Source organism: Streptomyces sp. 1222.5 (assembly GCF_900105245.1).
GTDB lineage: Bacteria > Actinomycetota > Actinomycetes > Streptomycetales > Streptomycetaceae > Streptomyces > Streptomyces albidocamelliae.
This window is the reverse complement of record NZ_FNSZ01000001.1, coordinates 3,628,116-3,651,718: the sequence shown is the minus strand read 5'-3', so window position 1 is coordinate 3,651,718 and position 23,603 is coordinate 3,628,116. Positions and strand designations below refer to the sequence as shown.

At 73.4% G+C, this 23,603-nt stretch carries 18 protein-coding genes and 1 riboswitch; of the genes, 9 read left to right on the top strand and 9 right to left on the bottom strand.

Translation table 11 applies throughout. From position 1 onward, the window contains the following. Positions 1-184: 184 nt before the first annotated feature. Entirely contained in the window at positions 185-712 is a 528-nt protein-coding gene (locus tag BLW57_RS16300; RefSeq protein WP_093475369.1) for a DoxX family membrane protein, read from the top strand. Here the strand turns inward: BLW57_RS16300 and BLW57_RS16295 are convergent. After that, the gene (locus tag BLW57_RS16295; RefSeq protein ID WP_093475368.1) at positions 709-918 is read right to left on the bottom strand and encodes a hypothetical protein; all 210 of its coding nucleotides are present in this window, start codon (positions 916-918) and stop codon (positions 709-711) included. The genes BLW57_RS16300 and BLW57_RS16295 overlap by 4 nt on opposite strands. Then, a complete protein-coding gene (locus tag BLW57_RS16290) occupies positions 905-2,413 on the bottom strand; it encodes a PspC domain-containing protein (RefSeq protein ID WP_093475366.1) in 1,509 nt (502 codons plus the stop codon). The genes BLW57_RS16295 and BLW57_RS16290 overlap by 14 nt, the downstream gene beginning before the upstream one ends. A 211-nt stretch (positions 2,414-2,624) precedes the next feature. Here BLW57_RS16290 and BLW57_RS16285 point away from each other — a divergent pair, with 211 nt between their 5' ends. After that, on the top strand, positions 2,625-3,917 hold the full coding sequence (locus BLW57_RS16285; RefSeq protein ID WP_093480722.1) for an ATP-binding protein: 1,293 nt from the start codon (positions 2,625-2,627) through the stop codon (positions 3,915-3,917). Continuing rightward, positions 3,914-4,657 (top strand): LuxR C-terminal-related transcriptional regulator, encoded by a 744-nt coding sequence (locus BLW57_RS16280; protein ID WP_093475365.1) that lies wholly within the window; start codon positions 3,914-3,916, stop codon positions 4,655-4,657. The genes BLW57_RS16285 and BLW57_RS16280 overlap by 4 nt, the downstream gene beginning before the upstream one ends. Positions 4,658-4,674: 17 nt before the next feature. Here the strand turns inward: BLW57_RS16280 and BLW57_RS16275 are convergent, their stop codons facing one another. Beyond that, positions 4,675-5,739: a C40 family peptidase gene (locus BLW57_RS16275; RefSeq protein WP_176985937.1), complete on the bottom strand. Its 1,065-nt coding sequence runs from the start codon at positions 5,737-5,739 to the stop codon at positions 4,675-4,677. Positions 5,740-6,217: 478 nt separating this feature from the next. On the opposite strand from BLW57_RS16275, the gene BLW57_RS16270 reads away from it, so the two are divergent. Further along, the gene (locus BLW57_RS16270) at positions 6,218-6,571 is read left to right on the top strand and encodes a hypothetical protein (RefSeq protein ID WP_093475362.1); all 354 of its coding nucleotides are present in this window, start codon (positions 6,218-6,220) and stop codon (positions 6,569-6,571) included. A gap of 35 nt (positions 6,572-6,606) precedes the next feature. Here the strand turns inward: BLW57_RS16270 and BLW57_RS16265 are convergent, their stop codons facing one another. Together BLW57_RS16265 and BLW57_RS16260 are read right to left on the bottom strand one after the other, a co-directional pair. Next, a complete protein-coding gene (locus BLW57_RS16265) occupies positions 6,607-7,572 on the bottom strand; it encodes a tellurite resistance/C4-dicarboxylate transporter family protein (RefSeq protein ID WP_093475360.1) in 966 nt (321 codons plus the stop codon). Between the two features lie 101 nt (positions 7,573-7,673). After that, complete coding sequence (locus BLW57_RS16260) at positions 7,674-8,819, bottom strand: C40 family peptidase (protein WP_093475359.1); 1,146 nt, start codon at positions 8,817-8,819, stop codon at positions 7,674-7,676. A gap of 8 nt (positions 8,820-8,827) precedes the next feature. Further along, a riboswitch (cyclic di-AMP (ydaO/yuaA leader) is annotated at positions 8,828-8,972 on the bottom strand. Positions 8,973-9,281: 309 nt separating this feature from the next. Here BLW57_RS16260 and pcrA point away from each other — a divergent pair. Then, the gene (gene pcrA, locus BLW57_RS16255) at positions 9,282-11,762 is read left to right on the top strand and encodes a DNA helicase PcrA (RefSeq protein ID WP_093475357.1); all 2,481 of its coding nucleotides are present in this window, start codon (positions 9,282-9,284) and stop codon (positions 11,760-11,762) included. Between the two features lie 59 nt (positions 11,763-11,821). Here the strand turns inward: pcrA and BLW57_RS16250 are convergent, their stop codons facing one another. Both BLW57_RS16250 and BLW57_RS16245 read right to left on the bottom strand, forming a co-directional pair. Then, entirely contained in the window at positions 11,822-13,411 is a 1,590-nt protein-coding gene (locus tag BLW57_RS16250; protein WP_093475356.1) for a M23 family metallopeptidase, read from the bottom strand. 255 nt (positions 13,412-13,666) lie between these two features. Further along, entirely contained in the window at positions 13,667-14,536 is an 870-nt protein-coding gene (locus BLW57_RS16245; RefSeq protein WP_093475354.1) for an esterase/lipase family protein, read from the bottom strand. A gap of 224 nt (positions 14,537-14,760) precedes the next feature. On the opposite strand from BLW57_RS16245, the gene BLW57_RS16240 reads away from it, so the two are divergent. Next, entirely contained in the window at positions 14,761-15,183 is a 423-nt protein-coding gene (locus tag BLW57_RS16240; protein ID WP_093475353.1) for a coenzyme B12-dependent isobutyryl CoA mutase small subunit, read from the top strand. A gap of 5 nt (positions 15,184-15,188) precedes the next feature. Here BLW57_RS16240 and BLW57_RS16235 read toward each other — a convergent pair whose 3' ends face one another. After that, a complete protein-coding gene (locus tag BLW57_RS16235) occupies positions 15,189-16,889 on the bottom strand; it encodes a DUF5691 domain-containing protein (RefSeq protein ID WP_256339498.1) in 1,701 nt (566 codons plus the stop codon). Positions 16,890-17,061: 172 nt separating this feature from the next. Continuing rightward, a complete protein-coding gene (locus BLW57_RS16230) occupies positions 17,062-18,411 on the bottom strand; it encodes an SWIM zinc finger family protein (protein WP_093475351.1) in 1,350 nt (449 codons plus the stop codon). Positions 18,412-18,543: 132 nt separating this feature from the next. Between BLW57_RS16230 and BLW57_RS16225 the strand changes: the two genes are divergently transcribed. The 3 genes from BLW57_RS16225 to BLW57_RS16215 are packed head-to-tail and all read left to right on the top strand — an operon-like array spanning position 18,544 to position 23,344. Continuing rightward, positions 18,544-19,674, top strand: a complete 1,131-nt coding sequence (locus tag BLW57_RS16225; RefSeq protein ID WP_093475350.1) for an ATP-binding protein — start codon at positions 18,544-18,546, stop codon at positions 19,672-19,674. Continuing rightward, positions 19,671-22,145, top strand: a complete 2,475-nt coding sequence (locus tag BLW57_RS16220) for a DUF5682 family protein (protein ID WP_093475348.1) — start codon at positions 19,671-19,673, stop codon at positions 22,143-22,145. The genes BLW57_RS16225 and BLW57_RS16220 overlap by 4 nt, the downstream gene beginning before the upstream one ends. Further along, on the top strand, positions 22,142-23,344 hold the full coding sequence (locus tag BLW57_RS16215; protein ID WP_093475347.1) for a VWA domain-containing protein: 1,203 nt from the start codon (positions 22,142-22,144) through the stop codon (positions 23,342-23,344). The genes BLW57_RS16220 and BLW57_RS16215 overlap by 4 nt, the downstream gene beginning before the upstream one ends. The last annotated feature ends 259 nt before the right edge of the window (positions 23,345-23,603 follow it).

Genomic DNA, 23,603 nt, shown 5'->3' with positions numbered 1-23,603 from the left:
GAGCAGGTCCGTCCTGCTCGTTCGGTGGCCCCTGGTCCGCATCTGACGCACCCCCACTTGTCGCCGCGGCTCGCGCCGGGCTCCTGGATCCGGAAAATCATCTGGTAGAGGATTGAACGGGCCCCCCTTGTCATACGTATCGTCAAGTGAGGGGTGGATGGCGGGCGAGAGGTGGCTGGCAGCGATGACTCACAGTATTCGGACGGAAACGCATTCGACCCGGCTGGACGGCCCCCGCGGGCTGCGGGACACCGCCGCCCACTACGCCCTGCTGCCGCTGCGCGTCTTCCTCGGAATCACCTTCGTCTACGCCGGCCTGAACAAGCTCACCGACAGCGCCTTTCTGAAGTCCGGCGGCGCCGGCTCGATCGGCGAGACCATGCGCGCGGCCCGCGGCTCCGCCGCCCTCCCGGCCCTCATCGACCTCGCCCTCAAGAGCCCCGTCGGCTTCGGCTACGGCATCGCCCTCGGTGAACTGGCCGTCGGTATCGGCACCCTGCTGGGCCTGCTGGGCCGGCTCGCCGCCCTCGGCGGCGCGCTGATCTCGCTCAGCCTGTGGCTGACGGTCAGCTGGGCGACGAGCCCCTACTACTACGGCAACGACCTCGCCTACCTGATGGCCTGGCTGCCCCTGATCCTCGCCGGCGCCCCCTATCTCTCCGTGGACGCGGCCTGGCGGACCCGGCGCCGCCGGTCCGGCGGTTACCGCTAGCCGCCCTCGGCGCCGCCCCGTCTGCGTATCCCCCGGGTCACGACGGCGGTCGCCCCGGCCAGACACAGGCCGCCCACGACCAGCGGGACGATCGCGAACCACGGCGTCTCCCACAGGCCGCCCGCGTCCCCGGCGTACACGACACCGGTGGCGATCAGGAAGAGACCGGCGACCAGCTTCCCCGGCTGGAACTCATGACGCAGCACGGCTGACCACCACCTCTCCCACACCGACTTCGAGGGTGAGGTCCAGCGTGCCCGCGTCCCCGGCGCCCCGGGTGGGTTCGAGCGTCACGTCCTTGTGCCTGCCCGGCCGCACGTCCACGTCCTTCCTGTCGTCCCCGGGCAACCGGATGTCGCCCACTCCCACATCGATGCTCATCCGCACGGTCGCCTCCGCCGGCACGACCACCTTCAGCCGCCCCGCGCCCACATGGGCGCTCGTGGAGACCTGCTGTCCCTCCGTGGGGCTCACCCGGCTCAGGTCCAGCGTGCCCCGCCCGGTACCGAGCTCGTAGACCGAGCTCACCCGCGCCGCCGCGGCGGGTCTCCACGTGGTGTCCCGCCAGTGCGTGGTGATGTCCTTCGGCATGGCCGACACCCCGGCGAGCAGCGCGGCCGTGACTATCGCAAGGAACACCGTGCCGGCGCCCGTGCGGCCGAGGAACGAACTGACCACGAGCCCCAGGCCGAACACCGCGAGGGCACAGGCCAGGCCGGTCTGCAGGCTGGTGCCCAGCGGGTGCGTGTGCCAGGTCAGCCCGGTGCCCAGACCGCCCGCCAGCAGGGCGAGCAGGAACACCCAACCGCCGATCCAGCGCGGGCCGCGCCGTCTCGGAGGCGCGGGCCGCGCCGCCGCCGGCTGTGCGGAACCGGAATGGCTCCACGGCGTGGCGACGCCGACGTCGACCACCGAGACGAGGTCCCGCTCCTGGGCGTCGCCGGGGCCCCACAGATAGCCGGTGCCGCCGACATGGGTGCCGTCCTTGACGATCGGGTCCCGCCACCAGGACGGGTAGGAGGTAACGACCGGGGGCGCCTGGGCCTCCGGCGGGGCGTCGGCGGCGGCCTGCGCGGCGAGCGGGTCGGGGTCGGCGGCGCCGCGGCGCCGCGACCAGTACCCGGCCCCCGCGAGCAGCAGGGAGAGCACCACGGCGAAGGTCAGCACCCCGCCGTTGCGCAGCATGGTCAGGAAGATCCCGCAGCCGACCAGGGCGAACAGCACGGCGGCCAGCGCCTGTCCGTCGACCCGGCCGGTGAGCAGCTTGCGGACCTCGTTCTCCTCCTCTTCCTCGTAGGGCACGAGGAGCCAGGCGAAGCCGTAGAAGATGAGTCCGATGCCGCCGGTCGCCGACAGCACGGCCAGGGTGATCCGGAAGATCACCGGGTCCATCTCCGTGTGGCGCCCGAGGCCCGCGCACACGCCCGCGATCATCTTGTGCCGACGGTCGCGCCGGAACCGGGCGGGTGCCTCGCCGATGCCCGGCTGCTGCTCCTCTTCGGGTTCCCGGGTGCCTGCGTCGGCGCGGGGGCCGGCGGGGGCGTGGCTACGGGTGTGGCTCCGGTCGTCGTCGGGGCCACGGCCGGCCGCTCCCGTCCTCCCCGTCGCGGCGGGCGCGGCATCCGTCGGTCCGGTACCCGGGGCCGGGCGCGGGCCGGTGCCGGGTCCCGGACCCGTCGCGGCGTGCTCGTGATCCGTCATGCGTCCATGGTGACGGCCCGGCCGCCGCCGCGGCAGTCGGGACGACCCTGGGCGAACCCTGAAATCGGCCCTGAGACGAGGCCGGGAAGCGTTCGACCGGCGTCGGACCGCCCCGACCGGTCCCGCCCCGGCCCGACCCCGGCGAAGATCAGGGGCGTCTCGGGGACCGACCCTGATGCTCCGCCCCGCCTGCCGTGTGACCATCGGTGCCATGCCGGAAGCCGCAAGCCTGCCACTCGACGACCCGCGGCCGCCGCGCAAGCTCTACCGCAGCAGCGACGGACGCTGGCTCGGCGGAGTGGCGCGGGGCCTCGCCGGGCATCTCGGGCTGCCCGTCATCTGGGTGCGGCTCGTCTTCGTCGGGCTGTTCATGGCCGACGGGCTCGGCGCCCTGCTGTACGCGGCGTTCTGGTTCTTCGTCCCGCTCGGCGTCGGCGGGGTGGGCGAGCAGAAGCCACCGACACTGGTCGGCACGGAGACCTCGCCGGACGGCCGCCGCAGACTCGTGGCCCGCAAGCCGGACCGGGGGCAGATCGTCGCGCTGCTCCTCATGGTCGTGGTCTCCGTGGTCTTCGTGGGCAGCGTCAACATGGGCAACGCGGCGAAGGCGTACCTGGTGCCCGCCGTGCTCGTCGCGGCCGGTGTCGCCCTGGTCTGGCGGCAGGCGGACAACGCCCGCCGGGCCCGCTGGGCCGAGGTCGGCCGGCGGCGCCGCACCCTCACCCTGCTGCGGGCGGCCGGCGGCGTCCTGCTCGTCACGGCCGGCGTCTCCGCCATCTTCGTCCTGCAGGGCTCGGCCGCCCACCTCGGTGCCGTCCTCCAGGCCGCGCTCGCCGTCCTGGTCGGCATCACCCTGCTCGCCGGCCCGTACCTGGTGCGCATGACCCAGGACCTGTCCGAGGAGCGCCTGATGCGCATCCGCGCCCAGGAGCGGGCTGAGGTCGCCGCCCACGTCCACGACTCCGTGCTGCACACCCTCACCCTGATCCAGCGCAACGCCGACAACGCGGGGGAGGTGCGCCGCCTCGCCCGTGCCCAGGAGCGCGACCTGCGCACCTGGCTGTACAAGCCGGAGGGCACCGGCAAGGACGAGGCCGACGAGCCGGACACGGTCGCGGAGGCGGTGCGGCGCAGCGCGGCGGAGGTGGAGGACAAGCACGGCGTCCCCATAGAGGTCGTCGTCGTCGGCGACTGCCCGCTGGACGAGAGGACGACGGCGCAGATGCAGGCCGCGCGCGAGGCCATGGTGAACGCCGCCAAGTACGGTGGCGAGGGCGGCGCCGTACAGGTCTATGCCGAAGTCGAGGGGAGGACGGTCTTCGTGTCCGTGCGAGACCGCGGTCCCGGCTTCGACCTCGACTCGATACCCGGCGACCGCATGGGCGTCAGGGAATCGATCATCGGCCGCATGGAGCGCAACGGCGGCACGGCCCGGCTGCGGGCGGTGCCGGGCGGCGGCACGGAGGTCGAGCTGGAGATGGAGAGGGCGGAGAAGACGTCATGAGCGACGCGACCGAGGCGAACGGCACCACCGGAGCGGGTGATGCGGCAGGGACCGGCCCGGGCGACGGCGGCGTGGGCGGGCGGCACGTACGCGTGGTGCTCGTGGACGACCACCGGATGTTCCGTACCGGTGTCCAGGCCGAGATCGGGCGGACCGCCGAGACCGGTGTCGAGGTGGTCGGTGAGGCGGCGGACGTGGACCAGGCGGTCACGGTCATCACCGCGACCCGGCCCGAGGTCGTCCTGCTCGACGTCCACCTGCCGGGCGGCGGCGGGGTCGAAGTGCTGCGCCGGTGCGCCGCGTTGATGGCGGACGCCGCGCAGCCCGTGCGCTTCCTGGCCCTGTCCGTCTCCGACGCGGCGGAGGACGTGATCGGTGTGATCCGCGGCGGGGCCCGCGGCTACGTCACCAAGACGATCACCGGCACCGACCTGGTCGACTCGATCTTCCGGGTCCAGGAGGGCGACGCCGTCTTCTCCCCGAGGCTCGCCGGGTTCGTCCTGGACGCCTTCGCGTCCACCGACGCCCCGCCCGTGGACGAGGACATGGACCGGCTCACCCAGCGCGAACGCGAGGTCCTGCGCCTGATCGCCCGTGGCTACGCCTACAAGGAGATCGCCAAGCAGCTGTTCATCTCGGTGAAGACGGTCGAGTCCCACGTCTCGGCGGTGCTGAGGAAGCTCCAGCTGTCCAACCGGCACGAGCTGACCCGCTGGGCGACCGCGCGCCGGCTGGTCTGATCCCCGGGGGGACACCCTCATGCCACCCGGGTGGCCCCGGCGAACGGCATCTGGTCGATCGGGGCCAGCCGGACCGGTGCCGACGGGTTGGGAGCGTGGATCATCTGGCCGTTGCCGACGTAGAGCCCGACATGGCTGATGCCGGAGTAGAAGAACACCAGGTCGCCTGGCTGCAGTTCCGACCGGGACACGCGCCGGCCCGCGTTGATCTGGGCGTAGGTGGTGCGCGGCAGGGAGAGGCCGGCGGAGCGGTAGGCGGCCTGGACGAGGCCCGAGCAGTCGAAGGCGTTCGGGCCGGTCGCGCCCCACACATAGGGGCTGCCGAGCTTGGCGTAGGCGTAGGAGACGGCTGCCGCCGCACGGGAGTTGGGAGCCGGGAAGGACCCGGTCGGCTCCGGTGCGTCCCGGGGTTCCGGCGCCGACCGGGAAGCTCGCCCGGTCCCGGTCCCGTCACCGGTGGCCTCCGCCTGCTGCTGCGGGGTCAGCCGCGACAGCAGCCGCCGGGCCTCCTCGAGCTTGCCGGTGATGGTCTTCTTCTGCCGCTTCAGCTCCGTCTGACGTGAGCGCAGCGACTTCAGCTCGACCCGCGCGGCGCCGCGCAGCCGCTCGATCTCACGCAGCTGATCGCGCACCCGGGAGACGGCGTCGGCCTGCCGGTCGCCGGCCCGCTCCGCCAAGGCAGCGCCCTCCAGGTAGTGGTCGGGGTCGCTGGAGAGGGCCAGCTGCCAGGCCGGGTCGATGCCGCCGTCGCGGTACTGGGCCGCCGCGATCGAACCGAGCGCGTCCCGGGCCGTGTTCAGCCGCTGCTGCTTGCGGGCGGCCTGGTCCTGCAACCCGTCGAGCCGGTGCTGGGCGGTGTCGGCCTTCTCCTTGGCCCCGTTGTACTTCTCGGTGGCGGCCTCCGCCTCCTGGTACAGCCTGGCGACCTTCGCCTTGACCTGGGTCGGCGTCAGTTGCGGCTCGGCGTGACCCGTCCCGTCGAACGCCGTGGCCGTGGCGGCGCCCGCGAGGGCGAGGGTGGCGGCCGTCCGGACCGTATGGCCGCTGAGCGGACTCTGCCGGGGCTTTCGGTGGGCTGCCACCTGGACCGTCACGACCTTTCCGTAGGACTCGTGCGACCGAGCGGTCGACGTGCCCGGCGGCGGCCCGTACAGGGGGAGCGCGCCACCGCCGGGCCTTTCTCGGCGGAGGTGGCCGACTGCCGCCCCTGGCCCGGGCGGCGGTGGGGAGCCGGTCACCTGGGGGAGGACGCTAAACCGGCCGGTGACGAGTCGGTAACGCGGTGTACGGAACTGGCTTCGACGGATCGCGAAATGACCGTAGGTGACCATGTTGACCTTCCGGAGTCGACGCCTTCACGCAGCGTGGTGACCGAAGCGCGGAAAGGGGGACGGGCGGGATGCGTGTGGTGCTATGGCGCGCATATATGCAAGATCGTCGGTGGTGGGTGACGAGAACCCGGACGTCCGCTCCGACCGCCCGCCGGGGCCCGGCCGGTGAGGGCGGTGCGAGGGGCCCGGTGCGAAGGGCCCGGCAGGGCCCTGGCTAGGCTCCGGCTCCATGGACGTACTCATCCATCTCTTCGTCGGCCTGCACATCATCGGCATCGCCGCACTGCTCGGCGGTTTCCTCACCCAGATGAAGGCGATGGGCCAGGGCACGGCCCGGTTCGTGCCCGGGATGCTGCACGGTGCTGCGACCATGCTGGTCACCGGCGTGGCCCTGGTCGGCCTCAACCAGGCCGACGGTCACCACGTGAACACCGTCAAGATCGGCGTGAAGCTGGCCCTGCTGATCGTGATCCTCGGGCTGGTCTACGTGAAGCGCGACGAGGAGCGGGTCGACAAGGGGCTGTTCGCCCTGGTCGGCGCGCTGACCACGGCGAACATCTTTATTGCCGTCCTGTGGACCTGAGCGGCCGCGGCTGACGGCCCGGCCGGACCCGACGGTCAGCCGGGCCCGCCGCCGGCGCGGGCCGTGCGCAGCGCACCCATGACCGTGGCCAGCCACGCCGCCACCCCGACCCACACCAGCACCTGCCCCGGCACCCTGAGCCACGGGGCGTCCATGGCGGTGGAGACGGACAGCGTCGCCGCAGCCGTCATCCCCATCGGGAAGACCGTCGCCCACCGCCGCAGGTCGTAGCCGAGCCGGGGCCGGACCGCCTCGGCCACCAGCAGCACGGCGTACGCGGCGAGATCCAGCACGAGCAGGGCCGCCGTCACGTCGCGCAGTACGCCGCGGTCGTCCAGGTTCCACAGGTACATGGGCCCGTCACCCGCCGCGATCAGCCTCGCGCCGGCCAGCGCCGAGATCGCGAGCGCCCCGCCCGCGATCCAGTGGTCCCCGGCGCCCTCCAGCACCTGCCGCAGGTCGAAGCGGACCAGGGCGAGGCCGTAGAGCACCAGCCCCAGCCAGAACAGCACCATCGCGGTGTGCGCCAGCCACGCCGTCTCGACGGCCGCGGCCAGCGTGGCGCCCAGCACGGCGAGGCCCTGTGTGGCCACACAGCCCAGGAAGACCGAACCCGGCATGCGCCGGGCCCAGTGCCGCATCACGAAGACGAGCAGCCCCGGCCAGAGCAGCGCCGAGAGCGCGAGCAGTGCCGCGGCCAGGGTCTCCCAGCCCAGCACCGAGAGCCGGGTGCCCAGTACGGTCGTCGCGGCGACCGCGGTCAGCGCGCCCGGAGTCGCCGCGGCGGCCAGCCACCGCGGCCGGTCGGTGCCCAGCCGCATGACGAAGTCGGCCGCCAGCGCCACCCAGGCGATCGCGGCCAGGACCAGCACCACCCGGGACAGCGTCTCGTCGCCGGACAGGTGCAGGCCCATCGACACGATGCCGGTCGCCATGACCGCGGCGCCGGCGGCGGGAGGCCACTCCGCCCACCACGCACGCACTTCCGAGATGCCGGGCATGCGCCGATGCTAGGCAGCCGCGACGGGCCGACCGGGCAGGCCACGCGCGCGTAGCGGGCAAAAACACCGGCACGCGCGCGTGGATGCGCGGGCGGAAGGGGTCAGGCCGGCCGGACGACGCCCTGGACGAGCGCCTCGCCGCCTCGGTGGACGGGCTCCTCGCGGATGTAGGCGCCCGGTTCCGGGGCGTGGATCATCGTTCCGTCGCCCGTGTACAGACCCACATGGCTGCTGTCCTCGTGGAAGAAGACCAGGTCACCGGGGCGAGCGTCGGCGAGGGCCACCGGAGTGCCCGCGACGGCCTGGTCGCGGGCGGCGCGCGGAAGGATGACACCGGCGGCCCGCCACGCTGCCTGGGTGAGGCCGGAGCAGTCGTAGGAACCGGGGCCGCTGGCACCGCTCACGTAGGGCCTGCCGAGCTGGGCGCGCGCGAAGGCGATCGCCTTCCCGGCCTTGGTGGCCTGCTGCGAGACCGTGGCTGCGGAAGGCGCGGGTGCGGCGGAGGACGTTGCGGCCGCGTACGTCTGCGGGCCGGTGCCCTCCCAGGCGGCCGGGGCGGGTACGGCGGGCAGCCCGTCCTCCCAGGTTGCCGGGGCGGATGCGGCGGGCAGCCCGTCCTCCCAGGCCGCCTGCGCGGGCACTACGGGCAGCGCGTCACCCCAGGGCGTGGGGTCGGGCTCGGCGGGGCGCGCGTGCTCCTGGGCGGGGAGCCGCGAGAGCAGGTCCCGCGCGGTGGCGAGCTTGCGCTGGACGGCGGCCTTCGCGGCCTTCACGTCGTAGGGCGCGGCGTCGGCGTCCGGCGTCCGCGGGCTCCTGCCGGTCCTGCCGCGTTCGGCCGTGTCCCGCACGCGCGAGGCCAGCCGGTTCATCACCCTGTTCTGGGCGAAGTGGTCCTGCGGGAACTCCTCGAGGAGAAAGGCGGCCGTGTCCGGGCCGGCGGCGGACGCCACCCGCCCCTCCGGCGCCTTGGCGCGCCGGGTCCCGCGGCGGGCGCTCTCCTGGCGCGGCTCCTCCTCGCGGGCTCGCTGCCTGGCCGCCGGTTCGTCCTCCGGAGACGAGTCGGCCCGGCGGTAGAGCTCGTCGATCTTCTTCTCGATCTCCTCCATGCTCGGCCTGCCGTCGTCGGCGGCGGCCTCGGCCGTCTGCGACAGGAGGGCCACGGAGGTGAAGGCGGCGGTGGCGAGAGCGGGGCCGCGCAGGCCCGGTCCACGGGTGCCGCCGGGGCGCGGCTTGCGGTGCGACGCCAAGGCTGGCGACTCCTTCCAAACGGCCGCCTACCGGGTTAGCTGTCGGGTTCGGGCGGGTGGTTCGGAAGGGTTGCCCTACGGCGTCGTCCCGGGTGGGAGTCGGCCGATTCACCCCGGGATCGGTGGGTCCCCGGCTCTGGGCGCCGTGCGAGGCGCGCCGGACTCGGCGGAGGCCGCACGGCCCGGCGACGTTCGCCGGAGTGGGGTCGTGCGGCCTGACGGCAACCTAGCCAACTCGTGTGTCTCCTGTGAAGGTTGGTGAGCGGTTTGTCCGATACATTTCTGTGACCTGAGGTCAGGTTTATACAGGGGTGACCAGGCGATTCCGCAGCGTGAGGAGTGTGGAGGGGGTCCGCCGGGAAGATCGATGCCGCCGTGGAAGTGCTCGGGAACGGCCGTCCGCGGGCCATGTTCCGGGGACCGGGACCGGTTGTCGGTGGGGCGCCCTAGACTCGTAGAGCGATGAGCAGCCTCTTTGACGACAGCTTCCTGGCGGACCTCCGGCCCCCTCGCGGGCACGACGAGGAACCCCCGCCGCCGCCCGAGCACGATCACGCCCCGGAGCCGATTCCGGACGATCTGTTCGGCGGGAAGTTCGACGTGCCGCCGGACCGGGACGCCCACTACCGCGACGGCGCCCCGCGCCCCGCGCTGGACCCGGCGGCCCTCCTGGAGGGGCTGAACGAGAACCAGCGCGCGGCCGTGACGCACGCCGGCTCCCCTCTGCTCATCGTCGCCGGTGCGGGCTCCGGCAAGACCCGCGTGCTCACCCACCGCATCGCGCACCTGCTCGCCGAGCGGCATGTGCACCCCGGCCAGATCCTCGCGATCACCTTCACCAACAAGGCCGCGGGCGAGATGAAGGAGCGCGTCGAGCAGCTCGTCGGCCCGCGCGCCCACGCGATGTGGGTCATGACCTTCCACAGCGCCTGCGTGCGCATCCTGCGCCGGGAGTCCAAGAAGCTCGGCTTCACCTCGTCGTTCTCGATCTACGACGCCGCCGACAGCAAGCGCCTGATGGCCCTGGTCTGCCGTGACCTGGACCTCGACCCCAAGCGCTTCCCGCCCAAGTCATTCAGCGCCAAGATCAGCAACCTGAAGAACGAGCTGATCGACGAGGAGGACTTCGCCGCCCAGGCCACCGACGGCTTCGAGAAGACCCTCGCGCAGGCCTACGCCCTGTACCAGTCGCGGCTGCGCGAGGCGAACGCCCTCGACTTCGATGACCTGATCATGACGACGGTCAACCTGCTGCGTGCCTTCCCGGACGTCGCCGAGCACTACCGCCGTCGCTTCCGGCACGTCATGGTCGACGAGTACCAGGACACCAACCACGCCCAGTACGCCCTGGTCCGCGAGCTCGTCGGCACCGCCGCGCACCCGGTGGACGTACCGCCGAGCGAGTCCGACCTGCCGCCGGCCGAGCTGTGCGTCGTGGGTGACGCGGACCAGTCCATCTACGCCTTCCGCGGTGCGACGATCCGCAACATCCTCCAGTTCGAGGAGGACTACCCCGACGCGACGACGATCCTGCTGGAGCAGAACTACCGCTCCACGCAGACCATCCTGTCCGCCGCCAACGCGGTCATCGAGCGCAACGAGTCCCGCCGCCCGAAGAACCTGTGGACCAACGCCGGCCAGGGCGCGCGGATCACCGGTTACGTCGCCGACACCGAGCACGACGAGGCGCAGTTCGTCGCCGACGAGATAGACCGCCTGGTCGACGCGGGCGAGGCGAAGGCGGGCGACGTCGCCGTCTTCTACCGCACCAACGCCCAGTCCCGTGTCTTCGAAGAGGTCTTCATCCGCGTCGGCCTGCCCTACAAGGTCGTCGGCGGTGTCCGCTTCTACGAGCGCAAGGAGGTCCGGGACGTCCTCGCCTACCTGCGTGTCCTCGCCAACCCCGAGGACACGGTGCCGCTGCGCCGCATCCTCAACGTGCCCAAGCGGGGCATCGGCGACCGCGCCGAGGCGATGATCGACGCCCTCGCCCAGCGCGAGAAGATCAGCTTCCCCCAGGCGCTCAAGCGCGTCGACGAGGCGTACGGCATGGCCGCGCGCTCCACCAACGCGGTCAAGCGGTTCAATACGCTGATGGAGGACCTGCGGACGATCGTGGAGTCCGGGGCGGGACCGGCGACGGTGCTGGAGGCCATACTCGAACGCACCGGCTATCTTGCCGAGTTGCAGGCCTCCACCGATCCTCAGGACGAGACGCGCATCGAGAACCTCCAGGAACTCGCCGCCGTGGCCCTGGAGTTCGAGCAGGAGCGCGCCGAGGGAGAGACCGGCACGCTCGCCGACTTCCTGGAGCAGGTCGCCCTGGTCGCCGACTCGGACCAGATCCCCGACGAGGAGGACGGCGACGGCGTCATCACGCTGATGACCCTGCACACCGCCAAGGGCCTGGAGTTCCCGGTCGTGTTCCTGACCGGCATGGAGGACGGCGTCTTCCCGCACATGCGCGCCCTCGGCCAGAACAAGGAGCTGGAGGAGGAGCGGCGCCTGGCGTACGTCGGCATCACCCGCGCGCGGGAGCGGCTGTACCTCACGCGTTCGGCGATGCGCAGCGCCTGGGGCCAGCCGTCGTACAACCCGCCCTCCCGCTTCCTGGAGGAGATCCCGCCGACCCACGTGGACTGGAAGCGGACGGGGGCCGCCGCGCCGGTGTCCTCCGGGCCGGCCTCCGGGATCGCGGCCTCCCTGTCCTCGTCCCGCTCACGCTCCTCGGCGTCCGGCGCGTCCGGGTTCGCCACGCGGCGCACCGCGGAGAAGCCGGTGGTCGCGCTGGCCGTCGGAGACCGTGTCACCCACGATCAGTTCGGTCTCGGCACGGTCGTCGCGGTCACGGGCACGGGTGGGAACGCGGAGGCGACGATCGACTTCGGCGACACCAAGCCGAAGCGGCTGCTGCTGCGGTACGCGCCGGTGGAGAAGCTGTAGAACGCGATGAGCCCCGCCTGCACGGGCGGGGCTCACTCGGCACGAGGAAACAAGCCGGCTCAGGTCGGGTCCAGCCCGTGGCTGCGCAGCCACGGCAGCGGGTCTATGGCCGCCCCGCCCGCCGGCCGTACCTCGAAGTGCAGGTGCGGGCCGGTGGAGTTGCCCGAGTTGCCGGAGTAGGCGATCGACTGGCCGGCCTTGACGACCGTGCCGGAGGCCACGCGGTAGCTGGAGAGGTGGCAGTACCAGGTCTCCGTGCCGTCCTTCGCGGTGAGGATCAGCATGTTGCCGTAGGCACTGTTCCACTTGGTGCTGACGGTTCCGTCGGTGGCGGCCATCACCGTGGTGCCGTAGGAGACGGGGAAGTCGATGCCGGTGTGCACCGACATCCAGTTCACGCCCGCCTGGCCGAAGTAGGCGCTGAGTCCGCGGTCCATGACGGGCAGCGCGAACTTGGGCCGCAGTCGTTCCTTGAGTGCGGCCTCCGCCGCGGCCTTCTTCTGTTGCAGTTCCTGCTGGGCCTTGAGGTCGATCCGCTCCTGGGTGCGGCTGGCCCGGTCGGCGAAGTCGTCGGCGCCCGCCGCGAGCGTCTTGAGCTGGGTGTCCAGCTTGTTGTTGGCGACCGACGGCTGCACCGCGTGCGCGTCCGAGGCGGAGGCGGAGGTGTCCTTGGAGTCGTCGGTCAGCGTGCCGACGGAGGCGGCGGCGATCCCGGCGACCCCCATCACGCAGGCGGAGGGCACGGCGACGGTCAACAGGGCGGAGCGCTTGGCGGGCGTACGGCGCCGGGACCGGCCCGCGCCGCGCGAGCTCGCACGGGCCGCCGGAACCGGGGTGATCTCCTCCTGCCCGTCCAACAGGCCGGGCACGGCGGGCAGTTCACCGGTGGCGGTCGCATCGCCCTCGCCGACCGGCCCCTCCTCGTACGCGCCGTCGCCGTAGACGGTGTCGTCGTACGTGGTGTGCTCGTACCCGCCGTCCTCGTACGCGGCGTCCTCGTGCGACGGCTGTTCGAAGGGGGCGGTCGCGTGCGCGTCGCCCGTCCGGTCGAACGCGGCGCCGACGTGCGCATCCGCGACCTGGTCGAACGTGGCCGTGGCCTGCTGGTCGAACGGTTCGGCAGCCTGCTCGGCCTCCGCCGTCACGGCCTGGCCGGCGGCGTTCCACTGCGTGGCGTCGTAGGCGCCGGTGTCGAAGGTCTGGGTGCCCCACTCCCACTGCGCGGCGGGGTCGGCGCCGGCCGCCTGTCCGGGCTGGAGCCAGGCACTCGCGTCCCACTGCCCGCTGACGTCGTGCCCCGTGGCCTGCGCCGGAATCGTCCAGGCGGTGCTGTCGTACGCACCCGAGTCGTAGGTCGAGTGGTGCTGGGCCGCGTAGGGGTCGTAGTGCGGGGTCGGACCGGTGCCGGTCTGCCAGTGCGTGGTGTCGTACGCGTCCGTGGTGTGCCCGTCGCCCGGGAGGCTGCCGAAGAGCGGATCGGCGTCGAAGCCTACGGAACCGGCCGCGAAACCTGTGGCGTCGTAATGACCGTACGTGGTGACGTCGTCGTAGGCGACTTCCGGTGTCCCGTACGGTGCGTAGTGCGCTGCGGAGGCGTCGGAAGCCGGGGCCGGGGTGGTCATGGTCCCCGACGGGTGACGGTCGTTCACCAACTTCTCTTTCGCCTCGACAACAGGGGCTGCCAGAGCAGTGCGGTGACTGTACCCGGCGGTACGCGGGCGCGACAATCTTCGGCCTGTTTCGCGTGGGCCGGAAACGGGCATTCGGCCGTGTTTCGGGGGACCCCGGACGCGACTTTGGCCTTGTGTTCGATGAATGTTCGATGTCGGGTGACGGTGAGTCACCTGTGCGCAGGCCGTACCGCGCCGTCGGTGGTCCTTTCTCCCGCCTCGGACAGTGGCCCGCTAGGCCACCGTCAGACCGTCCGCGAGCCGGTCCCCGGGCTGTGCGCTGTCGAGGGCCTCGCGTATCCCGGTCGCGACCGCCGGGTGCACGGGCAGGGCGAGATGCCCGATGCCGGTCACCCGGACGTTCTGCGCATCGAGGTCGGGGTGCTCCAGGCAGGCCGTCTCCAGCGGGACCATCAGGGAGTCCAGGTCGCTCCAGAAGCTGACGAACCGCGTGCGGCAGCCGGGTGCGGGCCGGGACAGCTCCTCGATCACCTCCGAGCCGGGCCGCATCTGGCGCACGATCGGATGCGCGTTGGCCAGCGGCGCCACCCGGGTCCCGGCGTGCGGGGTGCCGAGCGTGACGAGCATGCGGACCCGCAGGTCACCGCCGAGGCACTGCACGTAGTAGCGGGCTATCAGGCCGCCGAGGCTGTGCCCCACGATGTCGACCCGCGTGTTGCCGGTGCGCTCGCAGATCTCCTCGATGTGCCGGCCGAGCAGCTCGGCGGCGGCACGGATGTCGCAGGTCAGCGGGGAGTAGTTGAGGGATTCCACCCGCTGCCTGCCGTGCTGGACCAGGCTGCGGCGCAGCAGCACGAACACCGAGCGGTTGTCGATGAAGCCGTGCAGCAGCACCACGGGCGGACCGGAGCGGACGGGCAGCCGTGCGGTGCCCTCGGCGGCGGGATCGGGGCCGTCTCCGGCCGGCAGGACGGCACGGCGCTCCTGGACGAGGCCGGTCGGATAGAGCAGGAGGTGGCCGGCCAGGATGGCGGCCTCGAGGGCGGTCGCCTTGAGCAGCGCCACGGAAAGTCCGGCGATTCTGCCGGGCCACAGGCGGCGGCAGAGCGGGAGGAAGAGCGGAAGAACTCCGGTGACCTTCATGGCCGACCTCCTGTCGGCACACCGGAGGACGGCTCGATCCCCCATGTGCCCTGATGTCCCACCGTGTGATTTCCCCCTCGCTGCGCACCGTAAAACCGCCGGTTGCGGGATGCTGGAGATAACGTTCGTTCACTTCGCGGCGGGTGGCGGGACGCGCCAAAAGTGCGGTACTTGTCGTTACGGACGGAAGCGATCGCTTCCGTGATCGTTTGATGGAGGCAGTGATGGGTGTGGCAGCCGGTCCGATCCGCGTGGTGGTGGCCAAGCCGGGGCTCGACGGCCACGATCGCGGGGCCAAGGTCATCGCGCGCGCCCTGCGCGATGCCGGCATGGAGGTCATCTACACCGGGCTCCACCAGACGCCGGAGCAGATCGTCGACACGGCCATCCAGGAGGACGCCGACGCGATCGGCCTGTCCATCCTCTCGGGGGCGCACAACACGCTGTTCGCCGCGGTCATCGACCTGCTCAAGGAGCGGGACGCCGCGGACATCCTCGTCTTCGGGGGCGGCATCATCCCGGAGGAGGACATCGCGCCGCTGAAGCAGAAGGGCGTCGCGGAGATCTTCACGCCGGGCGCGACGACCACGTCGATCGTGGAGTGGGTCCGCGAGAACGTCCACCAGCCGGCCGCGTCCGGGGGCTGAGCGGATCATCGCGGTGGCGCGGGCGGTGCGGCGCCCAGCTCGCCCGCCATCTCCGCCCGCAGGCGCAGCGTGGTGACCAGTCGCTGGAACGCTTCCGCCCAGTAGCCACCGGCTCCCGGCGCCGCGTCCTCCCGCTCGTCGGGCACCGCGAGCAGCGCCTCCAGCCGGGGGGCTTCCGCCGGGTCCAGGCAACGCTCCGCGAGCCCCATCACCCCGCTGAAACTCCAGGGGTAACTGCCGGCGTCGCGGGCGATGTTGAGGGCGTCCACGACCGCCCTGCCCAGCGGCGGCTCCCACGGCACCGCACACCCGCCGAGCAGCTGGAACGCCTCCGACAGACCGTGGGTGGCGATGAATCCGGCCACCCATTCGGCCCGCTCGCCCGGCCGCAGGGCGGCCAGCAGCTTCGCCCGCTCCGCCAGGGACACCGCACCCGGGCCCCCCGCCTCCGGCGCCGACGGCGAGCCGAGCAGCGCCCTCGACCAGGCGGCGTCGCCCTGCCGTACGGCCGCGCGGCACCACGCCGCGTGCAGCTCGCCCTGCCAGCCGTCCGCCACCGGCAGCGCCACGATCTCCGGCGCGCTCCGTCCGCCGAGCCGCTCCGTCCACGTCGCGAGCGGTGCCGCCTCGACCAGCTGACCAAGCCACCACGACCGCTCCCCTCTGCCCGCGGGCGGTTTCGCCACCACACCGTCCCGCTCCATGCCGGAGTCGCACTCGAGCGGTGCCTCGACCGCGATCACGGGCGAGTTCCCCATGCGGTCGAGAGCCACACATGCGGCGGCCCGTACGGCCATGCGCGCCGCGAGCGCCGAATCCGGCAGCGCCGACAGCAGCTCCGCCGCCGTCGCCCGGACATTGCGGCTGCGGTCGCCCAGCGCCTGCTCCAGGAACGGCTCGTCCGCGCCGCACAGGCCCGCGCGCAGCGAGTCGAGGAACATCAGCCGGTCCTCCGCCCGCTCCGTCGGCCAGGTCGAGGCCAGCAGCTCACGCGCGAGGGCGGGCGTACGGGCCCGGAGCACGCCCAGCAGGGCGACCCGCTCGGCGAACAGCCCCTCCTGCCACAGCCGGCGCACCGCCCCGGCGTCACCGGCGTCGGGCAGCGCGGTGCCGCCGCCCGGGGCGGCGCGCAGGGCGAACCGCCAGTCAGCGTTCAGCCGGGCCAGCCAGAGCGCACGGGGGCCCGCGAAAGCCAGCGCGGCCGGGCGCAGGTCCGTACGGCCCCGGGCCGCGTCCAGCAGGGCAGGGAGCGCCTGTGGAGGCGCCGCGTAACCGTGCGCGTTGGCCGCCGCCAGCCACTGCGGGAGCAGCTCCATGAGATCCGGTGAGCTGCCGCGCCGGCCTCCCGACGGTCCGCCGGAACGGTCGGCCAGGAGCAGCGCGAGTCTGCGGGCCGCCGCCGGGGGCAGCGCCGGGCGGGGGTCCTCGGGGGCCCGTTCCGGCCGCCGCGTCGCCCGCGCGGGCCGCAGTCCGGCACGCCGGCGTACGGTCGCCACGGCGGCCGCGTCCAGCAGCGCGACGGGGGCCGCCCGGCCGCCCGGATCCTGGGCCAGGGGACGCCGGTCGGTGCCGAGCAGGGCGGTCGTGACCAGGTCCTCCCAGGAGGGCGCGGGCGGTGCCGCGGGTGCAGGCGAGGCGCTCGGGGGAGGCGTCGCGGACGTCCCGGAAGGGCCGGCAGGCGGCGGAGCGGGTGGGGTCGCGTTCATGACCGTTCCTTTCGCGGCGTGTGGCCGAGCGGCTTCGGAGCGTGGCCGTGCGAGTGGTGCGCGGACGGCCGGGAGGGCCCGGCGAGGTCGCGCGCGAGCCGGCCGGCGCACCTGGCCGGGCGGTCCACAGGGCGGGGCCGAGCCGCGGTGGCGTCCTTCGGCAGCGGTCGGGTCAGCACAGCGGCACCGCCTCGCCCGTGCCCTCCGGCCAGGCCGTGAGCGGGGTGAAGCCACGGTGCCCGCACTCGCCGAACACCGTGACGGGGGCGCCGCCGGACAGGGCGACCAGGCGCCACAGGCCGGGACGGGAGCGGGCCGTCCGGGACAGCGGCAGGGCCGAGTCCGCGTCGGCGTCGGCCAGCTGCCACAGGTCGCCGTCCGGGAGCGGTGTCACCCGGCCCAGGGTCACCGGGACCGACTCCAGCCAGGGATCGTCGCGCAGGGCCTCGCCGTACCGGGCCGCCGCCTCCCCGGTGGTCACGCCCGGCGGGCGGAATACGGCCGGAGCGGGCGCGGCGAACCGCTCTCCCAGCGTGGCCCGTGACTGCCCGGCGCCCGCGTGCACGGACAGCTCCGCGTCCAGGGCGAGGCCGACCGGCAGGGCCAGCTCGGGTGCCCGGCCGGCCGCGCCGTAGGAGAGGAGCAGCCGGGTGTGGCCCGATCCGGCGCCGTGCAGCCATATCCGGCGCGTCGTCAGTTTCGCGTCCGTCGTGTCGTACTGGGCGAGGACCAGCCACCGGTCGCGCAGCGGCGGGCCCTCCACGGCGGCCGGCAGACCGAGCCTCGTGCGGACCGTGGCCGCGAGGGCGTCGGGCAGCCGGTCACGGTGGAGCCAACCCTGGTCGAGCAGGTGCAGCAGCGCGCACTCCTCCAGCAGCCGCACCGGCCAGCCGGCGCCGGACGCCGGGATCGCCCCCAACTCCCGAACTCGGGCGGCCAGTCCGGGAGCCTGCGCGTCGACCATGCGGGCCGCCGTCTCGTCCCACAGGGCGTATCCCGCCTGCTCGGCCGAGGCCAGCCCGCCGCGCAGCAGGTCGGTCAGCCGCTGCTCCAGCTCCGTCGCGCCCGCCGTGACCCGCTCCGCCCGGCGCTCGGCCCGCCGTCGCGCAGCCTCCGGATCGGCGGCGGCACCTCCCTCGGCCTGCTGCACCCGCTTGGTCTCCGCGCGGCTCCGCCTGCCCGCGAGCCACTGCCCCGCCCAGTCCGGGGGCTGCGCGGACGCCGGCAGCGAGCCGTCGCCGCCCGCCCACAGCAGGAGCAGACCGAGCGCGTGCTTGCACGGGAACTTACGGCTCGGACAGCTGCACTTGTACGCCGGCCCGGCCGCGCCGGCGAGGTCCACCACCGTCTGGTAGGGCTTGCTGCCACTGCCCTTGCACAGCCCCCACACCGTCCCCTCTCCACTGCCCGCCTCCGACCACGGCCCGGCGGCGCCGAGTTTGCTTCCCGCTTTGCGTGACGCGGCGTCAGGCGCCAGTGCCAGCACCTGGTCCGCGGTCCAGCGCACCCCCTGCTCAGTCATGTCATCGACGGTAGGTCCCGGCACTGACAATCGGCCGGGCGTCGAAGTTTGCGCAGGTCAGGGCGATTGTCAGTGCCGTGGTGCACGGTGGATGACAGATCCGAACCGGCCGAGCTGGAGGGGGCCTCAGCCATGACTGTGTCCGCGCAACCGACGACCGCCGAACCGAGCCGTGCCGAGCGCGCGCAGGCGTTGCGGCCGCACGCCGAGCAGGCCTTCGCCGCCGAACTCGCCGCGCTCGCCGCGCAGGACGACCGTCCGCGCCCGGCCCGTTGGAAGCTGTCGCCGTGGGCGGTGGCGACGTACCTGCTCGGCGGCACCCTGCCCGACGGCACGGTGATCACGCCCAAGTACGTGGGTCCGCGCCGCCTCGTCGAGGTCGCCGTCACGACCCTCGCCACCGACCGGGCGCTGCTCCTGCTCGGCGTGCCCGGCACCGCCAAGACCTGGGTCTCGGAGCACCTGGCGGCAGCCGTCAGCGGCGACTCCACCCTGCTGGTGCAGGGCACCGCCGGCACCCCGGAGGAGGCGATCCGGTACGGCTGGAACTACGCGCGGCTGCTCGCGCACGGTCCGAGCCGCGACGCCCTGGTGCCCAGCCCCGTCATGCGCGCCATGGCCGACGGCATGACGGCCCGTGTGGAGGAGCTGACCCGCATCCCGGCGGACGTGCAGGACTCGCTGATCACGATCCTGTCGGAGAAGACCCTGCCCGTCCCGGAGCTGGGCGAGGAGGTCCAGGCGGTACGTGGCTTCAACCTCATCGCCACCGCCAACGACCGCGACCGGGGGGTCAACGACCTCTCCAGCGCGCTGCGCCGGCGCTTCAACACCGTGGTGCTGCCGCTGCCGGAGAGCCCCGAGGCCGAGGTCGACATCGTCACGCGCCGGGTCGAGCAGATCGGCCGCTCCCTCGACCTGCCGGCCGCGCCCGACGGCATCGAGGAGATCCGGCGGGTCGTGACCGTCTTCCGCGAGCTGCGCGACGGCATCACCGCCGACGGGCGTACGAAGCTGAAGTCGCCCAGCGGCACGCTGTCCACGGCGGAGGCGATCTCCGTCGTGACCAACGGCCTCGCGCTCGCCGCGCACTTCGGCGACGGGGTGCTGCGGTCCGGGGACGTCGCGGCCGGGATCCTCGGCGCCGTCGTGCGCGACCCGGCGGCGGACCGGGTCGTCTGGCAGGAGTACCTGGAGACCGTCGTCCGCGAGCGTCAGGGCTGGACGGACTTCTACCGCGCCTGCCGGGAGGTGAGCGCATGACCGACTCCGGCCCGGGCCCGGCCCGCCGTTCCGGGCCGCTGCTGCTCGGCGTGCGGCACCACGGGCCCGGTTCGGCGCGGGCGGTGCGGGCCGCGCTGGACGCCGCGTGCCCCGCCGTGGTCCTCATCGAGGGCCCGCCGGAGGCCGACGCGCTGATCCCGCTGGCCGCCGACCCCGACCTGCGGCCCCCGGTCGCCCTGCTCGCCCATGCGGTGGACGAGCCCGGCCGCTCGGCCTTCTGGCCGCTCGCCGAGTTCAGCCCCGAGTGGGTGGCCCTCCGCTGGGCCCTGCGGCACCGTGTCCCGGCCCGGTTCATCGACCTGCCGGCCACGCACACGCTCGCGTGGCAGGAGCAGGAGCAGGAGCAGGAGCAGGAGCAGGAGGAGGCCCGGGGCGTCTCCGGGCCCGAGGAGCCCGCTCCGGACGGCGGGAGCCGGGCCCCCGGCGAGCCGGGCCCCGCTGCCGGGGAACAGGCGCCCGACGGTCCCGCCGCCGCGCTCGTCGCCGGGGACCAGGCGCGCGTCGATCCCCTCGCCGTGCTGGCCGAGGCCGCCGGTTACGACGATCCCGAGCGGTGGTGGGAGGACGTCGTCGAGCACCGGGGGCCGGGGGAGCGGGACCCGTTCGCGCCGTTCGACGCGCTGGCCGAGGCGATGGGAGCGCTGCGCGAGCGCTTCGGCACCGGCGGCCACCCGCGCGACGCCGTCCGCGAAGCCCACATGCGGCTCCGACTGCGTGACGCGTGCAAGGAGTTCGGCGACGCGGTGGCCGTGGTCTGCGGGGCCTGGCACGTGCCCGCGCTGCGCGAGCGGACCACCGTCACTTCCGACCGGGCGCTGCTGAAGGGGCTCCCCAAGGTCAAGGCGGATCTGACCTGGGTGCCGTGGACGCACCGCCGGCTGGCCCGGTCCAGCGGGTACGGCGCGGGCATCGACTCGCCCGGCTGGTACGGGCATCTCTTCCGGGCCCCCGACCGGCCGGTCGAGCGCTGGCTGACCAGGGTGGCCGGGCTGCTGCGCGAGGAGGACATGATCGTCTCCTCCGCCCACGTCATCGAGGCCGTACGGCTGGCGGAGACGCTGGCGGCGATGCGCGGCCGTCCGCTGCCCGGGCTGGGCGAGACCATGGACGCCGTGCGCGCGGTGATGTGCGACGGCTCGGACGTGCCGCTCTCCCTGGTGCACGACCGGCTGGTGGTGGGGGACGTCCTCGGTGAGGTTCCCGAATCGGCCCCCGCCGTGCCGTTGCAGCGCGATCTGGCCCGGCAGCAGCGGTCGCTGCGGATCAAACCGGAGGCCCTGGAGCGCGAGCTGGAGCTGGACCTGCGCGGGGACACCGACGCGGGCCGCAGCAGGCTCCTGCACCGGCTGCGGCTGCTCGGCGTCGGCTGGGGCGAGCCGGCCCGGTCGCGGGGCAGCACGGGCACCTTCCGGGAGACGTGGCGGCTGCGCTGGGAACCGGAGTTGGCGGTAAAGGTCGCCGAGGCGGGCGTGTGGGGGACCACCGTGCTCGGGGCCGCGCAGGCCAAGACCGAGGCTGACGCGACCGCCGCGACGGCCCTCGCCGACGTCACCGCGCTCGCCGAGCAGTGCCTGCTGGCCGGCCTGCCGGACGCGCTGCCCGTGGTCATGCGGGTGCTGGCGGACCGGGCGGCCCTGGACACGGACGTCGGCCACCTGGCGCAGGGCCTGCCCGCCCTGGTCCGCTCGCTGCGCTACGGCGATGTGCGCGGGACCGACACCGGCGCGCTGACCGGGGTCGCGGCCGGGCTCGCCGAGCGGATCTTCGTCGGCCTCCCCCCGGCCTGCACCTCCCTCGACGCGGACGCCGCGGACGAGATGCGCGGCCATGTCGACGCCGTGCACACGGCGGTCGGACTGCTGGCGGAGAGTCTCGTCGGCACCTCGGACACGGGCCGCGGCGACCTGCGCGAGCGCTGGCGGACGGTGCTGCGGGCACTGTCCCTGCGGGACACCGCGCCCGGTGCCATCCGGGGCCGGGCCGTGCGGCTGCTGCTGGACGACGGCGCACTCGACGCCGGTGAGGCGGCACGCCTGATGGGGCTGGCGTTGTCACCGGGGACACCGCCTCCCGACGCCGCCGCCTGGATCGAGGGCTTCGTCGGTGGCGGGGGCGGGCTGCTGCTGGTGCACGACGACCGGTTGCTCGGACTGGTCGACGCCTGGCTGACCGGAGTGCCGGTGGAGGCGTTCACGGACGTGCTGCCGCTGCTGCGGCGCACGTTCGCGGCGTACGAGCCGGGCGTGCGCAGAACCCTCGGTGAACTGGTCCGGCGCGGACCGGGCGAACGGGCGGACCGGCCGGGCGGGAACACCGTCACCCCCGGCTTCGCCGCCGAACCGGACATCGAGCGCGCCGACGCGGTGCTACCGGTGCTGCGCCTGCTGCTCGGCCTGGAGACCGAGCCCGACACGACCGACGACAACCGACTCGCGGGGGTGGGCACATGACGACCGGACCGACACCGACGACGACACCCGTGCCGGCGCCGTCCCAGGCGCACGATCCGGACCGGGAACGGCTGCGGCGCTGGCGGCTGGTGCTCGGCGGTGACCAGGCGGACGGGACCGGGTGCGCGCTCTCCGGCCGGGACGCGGCGATGGACGCCACCCTGGCCGCGCTCTACGGAAAGGGCGACAAGCCGCCGACGGGGCGCGATCGTTCGGCGGGACTCGGTGCCTCGGCGCCCTCCGTGGCGCGCTGGCTCGGAGACATCCGCACGTACTTCCCGTCCTCCGTCGTCCAGGTCATGCAGCGCGACGCCATCGACCGGCTCGGGCTCGCCTCTCTGCTGCTGGAACCGGAGATGCTGGCGGCGGTCGAGGCCGACGTGCACCTCGTGGGCACGCTGCTCTCGCTCAACAAGGCGATGCCGGAGACCACCAGGGAGACGGCGCGCGCGGTCGTGCGCAAGGTGGTCGACGACCTGGAGAAGCGGCTCGCGACCCGCACCCGGGCCACCCTCACCGGCGCCCTGGACCGCAGCGCGCGGGTCAGCCGTCCCCGCCACCGGGACATCGACTGGAACCGCACCGTCGCGGCCAACCTCAAGCACTACCTGCCCGAGTACCGCACGGTCGTACCGGAACGGCTCGTCGGGTACGGGCGGGCCGCGCAGTCGGTGAAGAAGGAGGTCGTCCTCTGCATCGACCAGTCCGGGTCGATGGCCGCGTCGGTGGTCTACGCCTCGGTGTTCGGCGCGGTCCTCGCCTCCATGCGGTCGATCAGCACCCGGCTGGTCGTGTTCGACACCGCGGTGGTCGACCTCACCGACCAGCTGGACGATCCGGTCGACGTGCTCTTCGGTACCCAGCTCGGCGGAGGCACGGACATCAACCGCGCGCTCGCCTACTGCCAGTCGCAGATCACCCGGCCCTCCGAGACCGTGGTGGTGCTGATCAGCGACCTCTACGAGGGCGGTATACGCGACGAGATGCTCAAGCGGGTCGCGGCGATGAAGGCGTCGGGGGTGCAGTTCGTGACGCTGCTCGCCCTGTCGGACGAAGGGGCGCCCGCCTACGACCGGGAGCACGCGGCGGCGCTGGCCGCGCTCGGCGCGCCCGCCTTCGCCTGCACGCCCGATCTCTTCCCCGAGGTGATGGCGGCGGCCCTCGAGAAACGGCCGCTGCCGATACCGGACACCGTATGACGCCGGGCAGGAAAGGGGAGGGAAAGGGGACATGACTACCCATCGGTAACAGGGGGCTTGCGCAGCCTCGGGCGTGCCGTGCGAGGATCGGCGGCGCCCGTGTCGTACCGACCCGAGGATGTTCCCCTCCTTGACCTTCCCAGCCGCCCTTGTCGGTGCCTCCGTGCGTGTGCTGCGTACGGCGGCCGGGCGGCGTGCGCTCCAACTGTTGCTGCTGGTCAGTGGCTTGTTCGCGCTCGGGTTCCTCTGTGGGGAGCAG

Bases quoted from the DNA above. Each gene is read 5' to 3' on its own strand.
- BLW57_RS16245 (WP_093475354.1), bottom strand. From the start codon at position 14,536: ATGAAGGTCACCGGAGTTCTTCCGCTCTTCCTCCCGCTCTGCCGCCGC.
- BLW57_RS16225 (WP_093475350.1), top strand. From the start codon at position 18,544: ATGACTGTGTCCGCGCAACCGACGACCGCCGAACCGAGCCGTGCCGAG.
- BLW57_RS16270 (WP_093475362.1), top strand. From the start codon at position 6,218: ATGGACGTACTCATCCATCTCTTCGTCGGCCTGCACATCATCGGCATC.
- BLW57_RS16300 (WP_093475369.1), top strand. From the start codon at position 185: ATGACTCACAGTATTCGGACGGAAACGCATTCGACCCGGCTGGACGGC.
- BLW57_RS16265 (WP_093475360.1), bottom strand. From the start codon at position 7,572: ATGCCCGGCATCTCGGAAGTGCGTGCGTGGTGGGCGGAGTGGCCTCCC.
- BLW57_RS16290 (WP_093475366.1), bottom strand. From the start codon at position 2,413: ATGACGGATCACGAGCACGCCGCGACGGGTCCGGGACCCGGCACCGGC.
- BLW57_RS16235 (WP_256339498.1), bottom strand. From the start codon at position 16,889: ATGAACGCGACCCCACCCGCTCCGCCGCCTGCCGGCCCTTCCGGGACG.
- pcrA (WP_093475357.1), top strand. From the start codon at position 9,282: ATGAGCAGCCTCTTTGACGACAGCTTCCTGGCGGACCTCCGGCCCCCT.
- BLW57_RS16215 (WP_093475347.1), top strand. From the start codon at position 22,142: ATGACGACCGGACCGACACCGACGACGACACCCGTGCCGGCGCCGTCC.
- BLW57_RS16230 (WP_093475351.1), bottom strand. From the start codon at position 18,411: ATGACTGAGCAGGGGGTGCGCTGGACCGCGGACCAGGTGCTGGCACTG.
- BLW57_RS16280 (WP_093475365.1), top strand. From the start codon at position 3,914: ATGAGCGACGCGACCGAGGCGAACGGCACCACCGGAGCGGGTGATGCG.
- BLW57_RS16220 (WP_093475348.1), top strand. From the start codon at position 19,671: ATGACCGACTCCGGCCCGGGCCCGGCCCGCCGTTCCGGGCCGCTGCTG.
- BLW57_RS16285 (WP_093480722.1), top strand. From the start codon at position 2,625: ATGCCGGAAGCCGCAAGCCTGCCACTCGACGACCCGCGGCCGCCGCGC.
- BLW57_RS16240 (WP_093475353.1), top strand. From the start codon at position 14,761: ATGGGTGTGGCAGCCGGTCCGATCCGCGTGGTGGTGGCCAAGCCGGGG.